This window comes from Streptomyces sp. NPDC097619 (assembly GCF_040302735.1).
Lineage (GTDB): Bacteria > Actinomycetota > Actinomycetes > Streptomycetales > Streptomycetaceae > Streptomyces.
Window position 1 is genome coordinate 19,585 of the sequence record NZ_JBEOSD010000053.1, and the last position, 15,830, is coordinate 35,414.

Genomic DNA, 15,830 nt, shown 5'->3' on the forward strand with positions numbered 1-15,830 from the left:
AGAATTCACGTGGCTGACGAGGTACAACTCCGCGAATACCTCAAGAGGGCCATCGCCGACGCACGGGACGCCCGCAAGCGCCTGCGCGAGGTCGAGGACAAGGAGCAGGAGCCGATCGCGATCGTCTCCATGGCCTGCCGCTACCCGGGAGGCGTCTCCTCCCCCGAGGACCTGTGGAAGCTGGTCGCCGACGGCGTCGACGCCGTCTCCGGCTTCCCCGAGAACCGGGGCTGGGACACCGAGCGCCTCTACGACCCGGCCCCCGAGCAGGTCGGCACCAGCTACTCCCGCGAGGGCGGCTTCCTCCACGACGCCGACGAGTTCGACCCCGAACTGTTCGGGATGTCCCCGCGCGAGGCCCTGGCCGCCGACCCCCAGCAGCGCCTACTGCTGGAGGCGGCCTGGGAGACCTTCGAGCGGGCCGGCATCGACCCCGTCTCCCTCAAGGGCACCCGTACCGGCGTCTTCACCGGCGTCATGTACAACGACTACGGCTCCCGCCCCCACCTGCCCCCGGAGGGCTTCGAGGGCTACCTGTTCAGCGGCAGCGCCGGCTCCATCGCCTCCGGGCGGGTGGCCTACACCTACGGCCTCGAAGGCCCGGCCGTCACCGTGGACACCGCCTGCTCCTCCTCGCTGGTGGCCCTGCACCTGGCCGCCAACGCGCTGCGCCGGGGCGAGTGCGAACTCGCCCTGGCGGGCGGGGTGACCGTCATGTCCACCCCGGTGGCCTTCATCGAGTTCTCCCGGCTCCGGGGCCTCGCCGCCGACGGCCGCAGCAAGTCCTTCTCCGCCGAGGCCGACGGCACCGGCTGGGCCGAGGGCGTGGGCCTGCTCCTCGTGGAGCGGCTGTCCGACGCCCGCCGCAACGGCCACCAGGTCCTCGCGGTGCTGCGCGGCTCCGCCGTCAACCAGGACGGCGCCTCCAACGGCCTGACCGCCCCCAACGGCCCCGCCCAGGAACGCGTCATCCGCCAGGCCCTCGTCCAGGGCGGCCTCACCCCCGCCGACATCGACGCGGTCGAGGCCCACGGCACCGGCACCCGCCTCGGTGACCCCATCGAGGCCCAGGCCCTGTTCGCCACCTACGGCAAGGACCGGCCCGAGGGCCGCCCGCTCTACCTGGGCTCCCTCAAGTCGAACATCGCGCACGCCCAGGCCGCGGCCGGCGTCGGCGGCATCATCAAGATGGTGCAGGCCATGGAGCACGGGGTGCTGCCCCGCACCCTGCACAGCGAGAACCCCACCACCCACGTGGACTGGGAGGACGGGTCCATCGCCCTCCTGAAGGAGGCCCGGCCCTGGCCGGAGACCGGCGCCCCGCGCCGGGCCGCCGTCTCCTCCTTCGGCTTCGGCGGCACCAACGCCCACGTCGTCATCGAGGAGCCGCCCGCCGTCGAGGTCGAGGAGACGCCCGAGGAGAGCCCGAAGGCCGTCCTCCCGGCGGTGCCCTGGCTGCTCTCGGGCAAGTCCGCGCAGGCCCTCCGCGACCAGGCCCGCCGCCTCCTGGACCGGCTCACCGAGGCCCCCGCCGACCCGCTGGACGTGGGCTTCACCCTGGCCACCGGCCGGGCCGCCCTCGACCACCGGGCCGTCGTCCTCGGCGCCGACACCGAGGAACTCCTCACCGGCCTGCGGGCCCTCGCCGAGGACACTGCCGCCCCCGGCCTCACCACCGGAATCCGCGTCAACGGCCGCACCGGTTTCCTGTTCACCGGTCAGGGCGCGCAGCGGGCGGGGATGGGGCGCGAGCTGTACGCGGCGTTCCCGGTGTTCGCCGAGTCCTTCGACGAGATCGCGGAGGTCCTGGATCCGCTGCTCGGTGGCTCGCTGACCGAGGTGATCGTTTCGGGGGAGGGGTTGGACGAGACGGGGTGGACCCAGCCGGCGCTGTTCGCCGTCGAGGTGGCCCTGTACCGGCTGGTCGAGTCCTGGGGTCTGACTCCGGACTTCGTGGCGGGTCACTCCATCGGTGAGCTGGCCGCCGCGCACGTGGCCGGGGTGTTCTCCCTGGCGGACGCGGCGAAGCTGGTCGCGGCCCGGGCCCGGTTGATGCAGGCCCTGCCGAAGGGCGGCGCCATGGTCGCCGTCCAGGCCACGGAGGACGAGGTCACCCCCCTCCTCGCCGGACTCGACGCCACGGTGGCCATCGCCGCCGTCAACGGCCCCGAGTCCGTGGTCCTCTCCGGCGCCGAGACCGAGGTCCTCGCCGTCGCCGCACAGCTGACCGAGCGGGGCCGCAAGACCAAGCGGCTCACCGTCAGCCACGCCTTCCACTCCCCCCTCATGGACCCCATGCTGGAGGAGTTCCGCACCGTCGCCGCGGGCATCGCCTACCAGGCCCCCCGCATCCCCGTGGTCTCCACCCTCACCGGAGACCTCGCCACCGGCGACGACCTGCGCACCCCCGAGTACTGGGCCGGCCAGGTCCGCGGCGCCGTCCGCTTCGCCGACGCCGTCCAGGCCCTCCGCGTCGAGGGCGCCACCACCCTCCTGGAGATCGGCCCCGACGGCATCCTCTCCGCCCTCGCCGAAGGCGCCGTACCGGCCCTGCGCCGCGGCCGCGACGAGCCCGCCACCCTGCTGGCCGCCCTCGCCGCCGTCTCCGTCCACGGCACCCCCGTGGACTGGCGGAGCCTGTACACGGGCACCGGCGCCGGCCTCACCGACCTGCCCACCTACGCCTTCCAGCGGCAGCGCTACTGGCTCGACCAGGAGCCCGTCGCCCCCGGCACCGACCCCTCCGGGCACCCCGTCCTCGGCTCGCCCATCACCGTGGCCGGGTTCAACCAGATCCTCTTCACCAGCCGGCTCTCCCTCAAGAGCCACCCCTGGCTCGCCGAACACATGGTCCTCGGCTCGCCCGTGCTGCCCGCCTCCGCGCTGGTCGAACTCTCCATCCACGCGGGCGACCTGATCGGCTTCCCCGACCTCGACGAGCTCAACCTCCAAGTCCCCCTGGTCCTCCCCGAGGAAGGCAACATCCAGATCCAGGTCCGGGCCGGCACCCCCGACGACACCGGCCGCCACTGCCTGTGCCTGTACTCCCGGCCCGACGACGGCGACGCCCCCTGGACCATGCACGCCGAGGGCTGGTACCTCACCGACGAGCCCGCCGACGCCACGCCCCCCGTCTGGGACGAGTCCGGCCCCGGCTGGACCACCGAGGTCGAACTCCCCGGCACCTTCGAGGCCGACGCCAGCCGCTACGGGCTCCACCCGCTGCTGCTGAACGCCGCCCTCCCGGTCCGCCCCGTCGACCCCGCCGCCGGCACCGTCGCCGTCGCCGCCGACTGGCACGGCGTCCGCCTGCACGCCACCGGCGCCACCGCCGTCCGGGCCCGCATCACCGAGACCGGCACCGACACCTTCTCCCTCCAGCTGGCCGACCACGCCGGCGACCTCGTCGCCTCCGTCGAGTCGATCGTCTTCCGGGAGGTCCCCAACGAGCAGTTCCGGCCCGCCGTCGGCGGCGACAGCACCGGCCGCGAATCCCTCTTCCACCTCGACTGGAACCCGGCCGCCCCGCAGGCCCCCGCCGACCCCCTGGCCTGGGCCGTCCTCGACCCCGGCCACCCCGACCGGTACCCCGACCCGGCGGCCGTCGCCGCCGCCGTCGCCACCGGCACCCGCGTCGACGCCGTCCTCCTCCCGTGGACCGCCGCACCCGCCGGGACCACCGTCCCCGACGCCGTGCACGAGGGCACCGGCCGCGCCCTGGCCTTCGTCCAGGAATGGCTCGACATCCCCGAACTGGAGCGCACCCGCCTGGTCGTCGTCACCTCCGGGGCGGTCGCCACCGCCCACGGCGAGGACGTCACCGACCTGCCGGCCGCCGCCGTCTGGGGCCTGATCCGCACCGCCCAGTCCGAGACCCCCGACCGCATCGTCCTCGTCGACGCCGACACCGCGCCGGCCACCCTCGCCGAGGACCCCACCGCCCTGACCGCCCTCGCCGCCACCGCCGAACCGCAGGCCGCCCTCCGCGGCGGCAAGGTCCTGCTGCCCCGGCTGCGCAAGGTCCCCGTCACCGAGGCCCCCGTCGCCGACGCCCCCGCCTGGAAGAGCGGCGGCACCGTCCTCGTCACCGGCACCGGCACCCTCGGCATCGAATTCGCTCGCTACCTCGTCGCCGAACACGGCGTCTCCCGACTCCTGCTGCTCTCCCGCAGCGGACCGGACGCCCCCGGCACCGCCGAGATCGTCGAGGACCTCGAACTCATCGGCGCCCACGTCACCGTCGCCGCCGTGGACGTCGCCGACCGCGACGCCCTCGCCGCAGCCCTCGCCGCCGTCCCCGCCGCACACCCCCTCACCGGCGTCGTGCACACCGCGGGCGTCCTCGACAACGCCCCCCTGGCCGCCCTCACCGAGGACCGCCTCGGCCCCGTCCTCCGACCCAAGGCCGACGGCGCCTGGCACCTGCACGACCTCACCCGCGACCTGGACCTGACCGCCTTCGTGGTCTTCTCCTCCACCGTCGGCGTCCTCGGCGGCCCCGGCCAGGCCAACTACGCCGCCGCCAACACCTTCCTCGACGCCCTGGCCGCGCACCGCCGCGCCCACGGCCTGCCCGCCACCTCCATCGCCTGGGGCCTGTGGGCCCTCGGCGGCATCAACGCCGGACTCGCCGAGAGCGACCTCAACCGCTTCGCCCGCAGCGGCTTCCGCCCCATCGCCCGCGTCGAGGGACTGTCCCTCTTCGACCGCGCCACCGCCGACGGCCGCGCCGCCCTCGTCGCCACCCCCATCGGCCTGGCCGCCGTACGGGCCCAGGACCGCGTCCCCGCGCTCCTGAGCACCCTCGCCGCACCCCACGGCCGCCGCACCGCCGGCGCCGGACCCTCCGCCGCGGGCGCCCCCGCCGCCGACCCGGCCGCCGAACTCGGCGCCAAGCTCGCCGCCCTCAGCGACATCGAACAGGAACAGCTCGTCCTCACCCTGGTCCGCGACACCGTCGCCGCCGTCCTCGTCCGCGGCGACGGCGACTCCATCGCCCCCGACCGCGCCTTCCAGGACCTCGGCTTCGACTCCCTCACCGCCGTGGACCTCCGCAACCGGCTCACCGCCGCCACCGGCATCAAGCTCCCCGGCACCCTCGTCTTCGACCACCCCACCCCGGCCGCCCTCACCGGCTACCTCCGCGGCCGGCTCGCCCCGCCCGCCCCCGACGCCCGGGAACTGATCAGCGCCGAACTCGACCAGATGGACGCCCTGCTGACCACCCTCCCCGCGGACGCCCGCGACCGGCAGGACGTCGCCGCCCGCCTGCGGGCCCTGCTGTCCCGCCTCGACGGGGCCGACGCCGCCCTCGAAGCGGCCCCCGCCGACGAAGACCCCGCCGACGCCCTCGCCTCGGCCTCCGTCGACGACCTCTTCAGCCTCATCGACAAGGAACTCGGCCGCCCGGCCCACTGACGACGACGCCCGAACCACCCCCGCCTGCCGCGCCCGAGGAGAGTGCAACACCCCATGTCCACGCCCAACGAAGAGAAACTCGTCGAATACCTCAAGCGGGTCACCGCCGACCTGCAGAAGGCCAACCGCCGGATCACCGAACTGGAGACCGCCGAGGCCGAACCCATCGCGATCGTCGGCATGGCCTGCCGCTTCCCCGGCGGCGTCGCCTCCCCCGAGGACCTGTGGCGACTCGTCGACACCGGCACCGACGCCATCACCGGCTTCCCCACCGACCGCGGCTGGGACCTCGACGCCCTCTACGACCCCGACCCGGCCCGCCCCGGCACCTCCTACACCCGCGAAGGCGGCTTCCTCCACGACGCCGCCCACTTCGACGCCGGGTTCTTCGGGATCTCCCCCCGCGAAGCCCTCGCCATGGACCCCCAGCAGCGCCTCCTCCTGGAGACCGCCTGGGAGGCCCTGGAACAGGCGGGCATCGACCCCGACACCCTCCGCGGCAGCCGCACCGGCGTCTTCGCCGGCGTCATCGAGCAGAGCTACCTCGGCCTCGACGGCCCCGAGGACTTCGAGGGCTACCTGCTGACCAGCAAGCTCAGCAGCGTCGCCTCCGGCCGCGTGGCCTACTCCCTCGGCCTGGAAGGCCCCGCGGTGTCCGTGGACACCGCCTGCTCCTCCTCCCTCGTCGCCCTGCACCTGGCCGTGCAGTCCCTGCGCACCGGCGAGTCCGACCTGGCCCTCGCGGGCGGCGTCACCGTCACCGCCACCCCCGGCGGCTTCGTGGACTTCGCCCGCCAGAGCGGACTCGCCCCCGACGGCCGCATCAAGTCCTTCTCCGCCGACGCCGACGGCACCTCCTGGTCCGAGGGCGTCGGCCTGCTCCTCGTCGAACGGCTCTCCGACGCCCGCCGCAACGGCCACCGCGTCCTCGCCGTCGTCCGCGGCTCCGCCGTCAACCAGGACGGCGCCAGCAACGGCCTCACCGCCCCCAACGGCCCCTCCCAGGAACGCGTCATCCGCCAGGCCCTCGCCGACGCCCGCCTCACCACCGCCGACGTCGACGCCGTCGAGGCCCACGGCACCGGCACCCGCCTCGGCGACCCCATCGAGGCCACCGCCCTCCTCGCCACCTACGGCCAGGGCCGCCCCGAGGGCCGCCCCCTCTACCTGGGCTCCCTCAAGTCCAACATCGGCCACACCGTGGCCGCCGCCGGCGTCGGCGGCATCATCAAGATGGTGCAGGCCATCGACCACGGAGTCCTGCCCCGCACCCTGCACCTCACCGAGCCCACCCCCATGGCCGACTGGGACTCCGGCGCCGTCGAACTCCTCGCCGAGGCCCGCGCCTGGCCCGACACCGGCCGCGCCCGCCGCGCCGCCGTCTCCTCCTTCGGCGTCAGCGGCACCAACGCCCACGTCATCATCGAGCAGCCCCCGGCCCGGGAAGAGACCGCCCCCACCGCGGACACCACCCTGCCCGTGATCCCCTGGACCGTCTCCGCGAAGACCGCCCAGGCCCTGCGCGCCCAGGCCGCCCGCCTCCTCGACCACCTCACCGAAGGCCCCGCCGCCGGCACCGACCCGACCTCCGTCGGCTACTCCCTGGCCACCGGCCGCGCCGCCCTCGACCACCGGGCCGTCATCCTCGGCGCCGACCGCGAGGAACTCCTCACCGGCCTCCGCGCCCTCGCCGAGGACACCACCGCCCCCGGCCTCGCCACCGGCATCCGCACCGGCGGCCGCACCGCCTTCCTCTTCACCGGCCAGGGCGCCCAGCGCACCGGCATGGCCGAGGAGCTGTACACCGCCTTCCCCGCCTTCCGGCAGGCGTACGACGAGGTCACCGCCGCCTTCGACCCCCACCTCGACGGCTCCCTCCGCAAGGTCGTCACCTCGGGGGAGGGACTCGACGACACCGGCTGGACCCAGCCGGCGCTGTTCGCCGTCGAAGTGGCCCTCTACCGCCTCGTCACGTCCTGGGGCGTGACCCCCGACTTCGTCGCCGGCCACTCCATCGGCGAGCTGGCCGCCGCGCACGTCGCCGGAGTGTTCTCCCTCGACGACGCCGCGAAGCTGGTCGCCGCCCGGGCCCGCCTGATGCAGGCCCTCCCCGAGGGCGGCGCCATGGTCGCCGTCCAGGCCGGCGAGGACGAGGTCACCCCCCTCCTCACCGGACTCGAGACCAAGGTCACCGTCGCCGCCGTCAACGGAGCCCGCTCCGTGGTCATCTCCGGCGCCGAGACCGAAGTCCTCGCCATCGCCGCGCAGCTGACCGAGCAGGGCCGCAAGACCAAGCGGCTCACCGTCAGCCACGCCTTCCACTCCCCGCTCATGGACCCCATGCTCGCGGAGTTCCGGAAGACCGCCGACACCCTCACCTACCACGCCCCCCGCATCCCGGTCGTCTCCACCCTCACCGGCCGCACCGCCACCGGCACCGACCTGCGCACCGGCGCCTACTGGGCCGACCAGCTGCGCGGCGCCGTCCGCTTCGCCGACGCCGTCACCACCCTCGCCGGCCAGGGCGTCACCCGCACCCTCGAACTCGGCCCCGACGGCGTCCTCACCGCCCTCGCCGCCGAACTCGTCCCGGCCCCCGTCGCCCTGCTGCGCGCCGGCCGCCCCGAAGCCCTGACCGCCGTCGCCGCCCTCGGCCGCCTGCACCAGCAGGGCGTGCCGGTCGACTGGGAGGGCTTCTACCGCGGCACCGGCGCCCACCGCGTCGACCTCCCCACCTACGCCTTCCAGCACCAGCGGTTCTGGGTCGCCGCCGCCCCCGCCGTCGACGCCGCCGGACTCGGCCTCACCGCCACCGGTCACCCGCTGCTCGGTGCCGCCGTCACCGTCGCCGGCACCGACCAGTACGTGTTCACCAGCCGCCTCTCCGTCCGCACCCACCCCTGGCTGGCCGACCACACCGTCGCGGGCGCCACCGTGCTCCCCGCCGCGGCCCTGGCCGAACTCGCCGTCCGCGCCGGAGACGAGCGGGGCGCCACCGTCCTCGACGAACTCGTCCTCGACGCCCCCCTGGTGGTACCGCCCGGCACCACCCTCCAGCTCCAGGTCCACCTCGGCCCCGCCGACCAGGACGGCCGCCGCACCGTCACCGTGCACAGCCGCCCCGACGACACCGACGCCCCCTGGACCGCCCACGCCCGCGGCCTCCTCGGCCAGGCCGCCCCCACCACGCCCCCCACCCTCACCACCTGGCCGCCCGGCGGAGCCGAAGAGGTCCCCCTCGACGGACTCCACGCCGGCCGCGCCGACGCCGGACTCGGCTACGGCCCCGCCTTCCAGGGCCTCACCGCCGCCTGGCGCCGCGGGGACGAACTCTTCGCCGAGGTCCACCTCCCCGACGGCGCCGCCGACCCGGCCGGGTTCCTCCTGCACCCCGCCCTCCTCGACGCCGCCCTGCGCCCCCTGTCCGCCGAGGCCCCCGGCGCCCCCGCCACCACCCACTGGCGCGGCCTCCGCGTCCACGCCACCGGCGCCACCGCCCTGCGGGTCCACCTCGCCCCCGGCGACTCCGGCTGGACCCGGGCCCTGCTCACCGACCCGGCCGGGCAGCCCGTCGCCACCGTCGACGCCCTCACCACCGGCACCCTCGACACCGCGGCCCTCACCGCCGCCGCCGACCGGCACGCCGACTCCCTCTTCCACATCGAGTGGACCCCGCTGGCCCTGCCCGCGGCGGCCCCCGCCCCGATCCCCGTCCTCGGCGAAGGCGGCGCCTTCGCCACCCCCGCCGACGTGGCCGCCGCCGTCACCGCCGGCCGCCCCGTCCCCCTGGTCCTCACCCACCTGGACCCGCCCGCCGCCGGCTCCCTGCCGGGCGCCGTCCACGAGGCCACCGGCCGCGCCCTCGCCCTCGCCCGGGAATGGCTGGCCCTGGAAGCCCTGGAGGACACCCGACTCGCCGTCGTCACCTCCGGAGCCGTCGCCGCCGACCCCGGCGAGGACGTCACCGACCTCACCGGCGCCGCCGTCTGGGGCCTGCTGCGCTCCGCCCAGTCCGAGGCCCCCGGCCGCATCACCCTCATCGACACCGACGGCGACGGCGCGGCCGTCACCGGCCCGGAGGTCGACCCGGGCACCCCTCTGGCCGCCCTGGCCGCCTCCGGCGAACCCCAGGCCGCCCTCCGCGCCGGCCGCGCCCGCGCCCCCCGCCTCACCCGCAGCCCCGCCCCCACGACGGCCGCCGACGCCACCGTCTGGAACCCCGAGGGCACCGTCCTGATCACCGGCGGCACCGGCAGCCTCGGCGGCCACATCGCCCGCCGCCTCGTCACCGAACACGGCATCCGCCACCTCCTCCTCACCAGCCGCCGCGGCCCGGACGGACCCGGCGCCCGCGAGCTCACCGAGGAGCTCACCGCCCTCGGCGCCGCCGTGACCGTGGCCGCCGTCGACGCCGCCGACCACGACGCCCTCGCCGCCGCCCTCGCCGTGATCCCCGCCGACCGCCCCCTCACCGGAGTGGTCCACGCGGCCGGCGTCCTCGACGACGGCCTGATCGCCTCCCTCACCCCGGACCGCCTGGCCGCGGTCCTCCGCCCCAAGGCCGACGCGGCCTGGAACCTGCACCGCCTCACCCAGGACGCCCCGCTCACCGCCTTCGTCCTGTTCTCCTCGATCGCCGCGGTCGTCGGCGGCCCCGGCCAGGGCAACTACGCCGCCGCCAACCTCTTCCTCGACGCCCTCGCCGAGCACCGGCACGCCCACGGCCTGCCCGCCACCTCCGTGGCCTGGGGCCTGTGGCAGCAGAGCGGCGGCATGAGCGGTCACCTCGGCGAGGCCGACCTCCACCGCATCGCCCGCAGCGGCTTCCTCCCGGTGCCCTGGGAACAGGGCCCCGCCCTCCTCGACGCGGCCCTCGCCCTGGGACGCCCGGCCGTCGTCGCCACCCCCATGGACATCGCCGTCCTCCGCGAACAGCCCGGCAAGACCCCCGTGGTACTGGGCTCCCTGGTCCGCACCCCGTCCCGCCGCGAAGCCGCCGCCGACGGCGCCGGCGCGGGGGAGTCCCTCGCCGAGCTGCTGACCGGACTCGAGGGCGAGGCCCGCGAACAGGCCGTGCTCGACGCGGTCCTCGCCGCCGTCGCCGGAGTCCTCGGACACCCCGACACCTCCGCCGTCGAGCCCTCCCGGGAGCTCGCCAAGCTCGGCATCGACTCCCTCACCTCGGTGGAGCTCCGCAACCGGCTCGGCGCCCTGACCGGCTCCAAGCTGCCCGCCACCCTGGTCTTCGACCACCCCACCCCGGCCGCCCTGGCCGCGGTGGTCTCCGCCGAACTCGCCTCCGAGGGCGCCGCCGGCACCGCGACCGCCCGGGCCGTCGACTTCGCCACCGAGATCGCGCTCGCCGAGGACGTCGTCCCCGCCGCCGAGGTGGTCACCGTCGCCGAGGACCCGGACGAGGTCCTCCTCACCGGAGCCACCGGCTTCCTCGGCGCCTTCCTCCTCCGCGAGCTGCTGCGCACCACCTCGGCCCGGATCCACCTGCTGGTGCGGGGGGCCGACCGGGCGGACGCCCTGGCCCGGCTCCGGTCCAACATGGAGTTCTACAAGCTGTGGGACGAGGTGGACCCGGCCCGGCTGAACCTGCTGCTGGGCGACCTGGCCGAGGAGCGGCTGGGCCTGACGGAGGAGCAGTTCGACGAGCTGGCCCGGACCGTGGACGTGGTCTACCACAACGGGGCGAAGGTGCACTGGCTGCACCCGTACACCGCGCTGCGGGACGCCAACGTCGCGGGCACGGTGGAGGTGCTGCGGCTCGCGGCCCGGCACCGCACGGTCCCGGTGCACTACGTGTCCACCGTCGGCGTCTTCGACGGGGTCATCGAGGAGGGCGTCGCGCTGCGGACGACCGACCCGACGGGCCCCGCGGAGAACCTGCCCAGCGGCTACCTCCAGAGCAAGTGGGTGGCCGAGCAGATCGTCGGGATCGCCCGGGAGCGCGGCCTGCCGGTGAACGTGTACCGGGTGGACGTGATCTCCGGGGACACCGTGAACGGCGCCTGCCAGACCAAGGACTTCGTCTGGCTGAGCCTGAAGGGCATCCTCCAGTCCGGGGCCGTGCCGGCCACCGGCGGCGGACGCTTCCACCTGCTGCCCGTGGACTACGTCAGCGGGGCCATCGTGGCGGTCTCCCGGCGGGCGGCCTCCTCCGGCGGCACCTTCCACCTGTTCAACCAGAGCTCGCTGAGCCTGGGTCAGAGCGTGGAGTTCCTCCGCGGCCTCGGGTACGGGCTGGAGGAAGCCGGCTGGGAGGAGTGGAGCGAGCGGGTGCGGGCCGACCGCGGGAACGCGCTCCAGCCCCTGCTGCACGCCTTCGAGATGATGACCTCCGACACCGACGGCTTCTACCCGCCGATCGACACCACGGAGACCGAGCGGGCCCTGGAGGGCACGGGCATCGTCTGCCCGCCGCTGACCGCGGAGCTGTTCGCCCGGTACGTGGACTTCTTCGTCGAGGCCGGGCACTTCCCGGCCGCTCCGGCGGCGGAGGTGCCCGCGGCCGCCTGAGCGGCGGCCTGACGACGCGACAGCACGACGGCACGACGGCACGACAGCACGACGGCCGGACGTCCGGACGACCTGCGCGGGCGGGGCCCCCGAGGGAACACCTCGGGGGCCCCGCCCGCGTTGTCGCGTGTGCCGCCGGTGACCGCCGGCGGCCATCGGGGCGGGGCGTGCGGCCGGCCGGTTATTCCCTTGCGAAACCTCATCGTCCGTTTCAAGACAGCATTGCACGATCTCGTAGCCGCCCGCCCCCCTCGAAAAAACCAGCGAGGCGGTTTCTTAATGGGGCGAGTGGGGCCCTGAGAGGGGCGAGGGGCTCCGGCGCGCCGCCTTGCCCCCGTCGGTCCACCGCCCCGCCGATCCGGGCCCGTACGGGCCTTCAGGGGTCAGGAGCCTTGATTTGCAACGAAGTTGCCTGGTCTGTTCGGGGTTGCCGGCCTTCCCGGTCGCACAGTCGGCCGCGAGTTCGTAGGGGGCGGCGGATTTGGCGCAGACTTGTCGCCCCGCCTCCGTTGACGATTTAACAGACCATCCGTGCGGTATTGTGAGAGAGGTTCCGGGGTTGCTCCGTAGTGAGCAGCCGGAAACTCCCGGGGATCCGCACTCCCCGGAGAGTCGGAACTGGCCAATGGATAAGAAACGCACCGCGCCCGACCGTCCCAGGCAAATGAAAAGGACCCCGGGAGACCGGGGATTCCGCTCCGACCGGTGTCGGCAGGCGCGTACGTCAGTGCTCTGAAGTCATTCCTCGTGAGCCCGCTCCCGCGGGAATCGTCCGAGCCGCACGCAGGACGCCCCCGCGGTGCCGCAGAAAAAGCAAAGGGAAGTGCACATGGGTAAGTTCGCTGGTAAGAAGGCCGTGGTCATCGGTGGTACGCACGGCATGGGTCTCGCGACCGTCAAGGCTCTCCTCGACGGCGGTGCGGAGGTCCTTCTGACCGGTCGGAACGAGCAGAACATCGAGGCCGCCACCGCGGAGCTGAAGGGCTCCCCGGTCCACGTCGTCCGCTCGGACGCCTCCGACCTCGCCGCCATCGAGGCCCTGGGCGCCGTGGTCACCGAGAAGCTCGGCAGCTTCGACTACCTCTTCATGAACGTCGGCATGTCCAAGCTCCAGCCGCTCCTGGACACCACCGAGGAGCTGTACGACCAGCACTTCGACCTCAACACCAAGGGCGTCTTCTTCACCGTCAAGCAGCTGGTCCCCGCCATCCGCGAGGGCGGCGCCATCGTCTTCACCACCTCCGTGGCCACGCTCATGGGCTACAGCGGCATGGCCGTCTACTCGGCCTCGAAGGCCGCCGTGAAGTCCTTCACCCAGGTGCTCGCCGCGGAGCTGCTGCCGCGCGGCATCCGCGTCAACGCGGTCGCCCCGGGCTTCACCGACACCCCCACGATGGGCGTGGTCGGCCTGTCCGCCGAGGAGCGCGAGGCCTTCATGAAGGCCGGCGACGAGGCCACCCCGATGAAGCGCCACGGCACCCCCGAAGAGGTCGCCGCCGCCCTCCTCTTCCTCGCCCACGACGCCACCTTCACCACCGGCATCGAGCTCGCGGTGGACGGCGGCATCGGTCAGAGCCTGGTCGGCTGACCCCTTCCGGGGCCCCGCCCCGGCCGACCACACGCTTCGGAGAAATCAGCCGGGGCATAAGGGAATACGCACAGGATCGGCACCCCGGCCGGTGTCCGCGGATCATCTCGCGGACACCGGCCGGGGTGTTGTGCCCTCATTTCTGCCATGGAATTGCGGCCTCATGATCAGCCGTATACCGGAGGGTGGGAATCCACGGACGGTGAAGCCATGGCCGTTGGTAGATTCCGGTCAGTGCCAGCGGAGATTTGGCGAATTCACACCAGTCCCGCGCACGGACCTGCAGTGGCGTCCGGCCCAGCTCCCACGCCGTTTCGGGCGTCCCGTCGGCCTCCATCAAGAAGGAATCTCTGTGAATCGTCATGGCGGAAAGAACACGTTTGCATCCGATCGGAAGATAGGACGCCGGTCCATCCTGAAGGCGGCCGGCGCGACCGCGCTCGCCTCCTCCCTCGGCGCCGTCGCCGCCTCCGAAGCCTCGGCCACCGAGGACATCGTCTGGGACGCCATCGTCATCGGCGCGGGCTACGCCGGCGGCACCGCCGCCCGCGAACTGGCCGCCCGCGGCATGAACGTCCTCGTGCTGGAGGCCCGGAACCGGGTCGGCGGCCGCATCTGGACCGGCACCTTCGCCGGCGAGCAGGTCGAGATCGGTGGCGGATGGTTCGGTCCCGGCCAGACCCACGTCGCCGCCGAGCTGCAGCGCTACAACATCACCACCAGCCACGACGTGGCCCCCACCCGCGCGGTCATGCCCGCGGCCACCGGCTTCACGAGCCAGTCCCCGACGGACGCCTTCGGTCACCTCGGCACGCTGTTCGGCCAGTTCTACGCGGGCTCCGAGAACTACTTCGAGCACCCCCTGGACCCGCTGTACCGCGCCGACCTGCTCCAGAACATCGACCCGGTGTCCCTCTCGGCCCGGCTGGCGCAGCTCAACCTCTCCGCCACCGACCAGAAGTGGATCAACGGCTCCACCTCGGTGTTCGCGGGCGGCCCCAGCTCCACCGGCGGCCTCACCGGCATGGCCCAGTGGTACCAGCTTGCCGGCGGCACCTACGACGGCTTCCTCTCCACGATGAGCCTGAAGCCGCAGGGCGGCATGATCTCCGTGCTCAACGCGATGTTCGCGGGCGCGGGCGCCACCGTCCGCTACAACTCCCAGGTCACCTCCGTGGCCCAGGAGAGCGGCCGCGTCAAGGTCAAGCTGGCCACCGGCCAGACCTACAAGGCCGAGGTCGCCGTCGTCGCGGTCCCGGTCAACCTCTGGAAGACGATCACCTTCGCCCCCGGCCTGCCGACCGCGCACGCGGACGCCGCCACCGAGGGCGTCGGCGTCCCGCACGCCACCAAGATGTGGCTCAAGGTCCGCGGCGTCTCCGACGCCGTGTACGCCCAGGCCCCCGAGGGCTCGCCGATCCTCATGATGCTGCCCCAGAAGCAGCTCGCCGACGGCGACCGCCTGTACGTGGCCTTCGCCGGCACCAGCCTCGACACCAACAGCCCCACCGCGGTCCAGAACGCCGTCCGCGGCCTGGTCCCCGAGGCCACCGTCATCGACCACAAGGCGATGAAGTGGGGCGCCGACGCCTTCGCCAAGGGCGGCTGGGGCCTCCGCAGGCCGACCCAGCTGCTCCGTCAGCTCCCCGCCATCCAGCAGCCGCACGGCCGCGTGGTGTTCGCGGGCGCCGACATCGCCAGCGGCTGGTACGGGGCCTTCGTCGAGGGCGCCATCGAATCCGGCTTCCGCGCCGCGCAGCAGGCCGCGGTCATCGCCCCCTGACCGGGGCACCGCGCACGACGGTCCGGCCCTGAGCCGGACCCCGACGGGCCGGGACGCGCGACGGACAGGGGCCGCCGCGATCCCGCCCACCCGGTGACGGGCCGGGGCCCCCGCAGCCTGCGGGGGCCCCGGCCCGTCCGCCGTTCCCGAGACCGACGATGAACTGCTTCATGCAGGTCATCACGGCCACGGCCACGGCCACGGGCACGGGCACGGGCACACGGAAGCACCCCCACCGGGCGGTTCAGGTGGGGGTGCTTCCGTGGTGCGGTGAGGCTCAGGCCGCGTCGTCGGACGGGGCCCCGCCCGCCAGGGCGATCATGATCGCCTCAGTGGGGCAGACATCGAGGACGTTGCGCGCCGACTGCACGTCCTCGGGGTCGTCGAGCTCCGTCTTGACCGCGACCGCGTACCCCTCGGGCACGACCTTGAACAGCTTCGGGTACATGGCCTCGCAGGTACCCGCGCCGGTGCACACGGTGTGGTCCACGCCGAGCGTGTGGCTCATCCCAGACC

General features: G+C 74.2%; 4 protein-coding genes and 1 pseudogene. 4 read left to right on the forward strand and 1 reads right to left on the reverse strand.

What is annotated here, in order from left to right:
• Positions 1-12: 12 nt before the first annotated feature.
• From ABTZ17_RS16890 to ABTZ17_RS16905, 4 genes and pseudogenes are all read left to right on the forward strand, one after another.
• A pseudogene (locus tag ABTZ17_RS16890) lies at positions 13-5,418 on the forward strand (type I polyketide synthase); the annotation flags it as partial.
• 42 nt (positions 5,419-5,460) lie between these two features.
• The gene (locus ABTZ17_RS16895) at positions 5,461-11,943 is read left to right on the forward strand and encodes a type I polyketide synthase (protein ID WP_502994707.1); all 6,483 of its coding nucleotides are present in this window, start codon (positions 5,461-5,463) and stop codon (positions 11,941-11,943) included.
• Positions 11,944-12,772: 829 nt separating this feature from the next.
• Positions 12,773-13,531: an SDR family NAD(P)-dependent oxidoreductase gene (locus ABTZ17_RS16900; RefSeq protein ID WP_352196396.1), complete on the forward strand. Its 759-nt coding sequence runs from the start codon at positions 12,773-12,775 to the stop codon at positions 13,529-13,531.
• A gap of 352 nt (positions 13,532-13,883) precedes the next feature.
• Positions 13,884-15,314, forward strand: coding sequence for a flavin monoamine oxidase family protein (locus ABTZ17_RS16905; RefSeq protein ID WP_352196397.1), 1,431 nt, complete (start codon positions 13,884-13,886; stop codon positions 15,312-15,314).
• Between the two features lie 277 nt (positions 15,315-15,591).
• On the opposite strand, the gene ABTZ17_RS16910 is transcribed toward ABTZ17_RS16905, so the two are convergent.
• The gene (locus ABTZ17_RS16910) at positions 15,592-15,822 is read right to left on the reverse strand and encodes a ferredoxin (protein ID WP_352196398.1); all 231 of its coding nucleotides are present in this window, start codon (positions 15,820-15,822) and stop codon (positions 15,592-15,594) included.
• Positions 15,823-15,830: the final 8 nt, after the last annotated feature.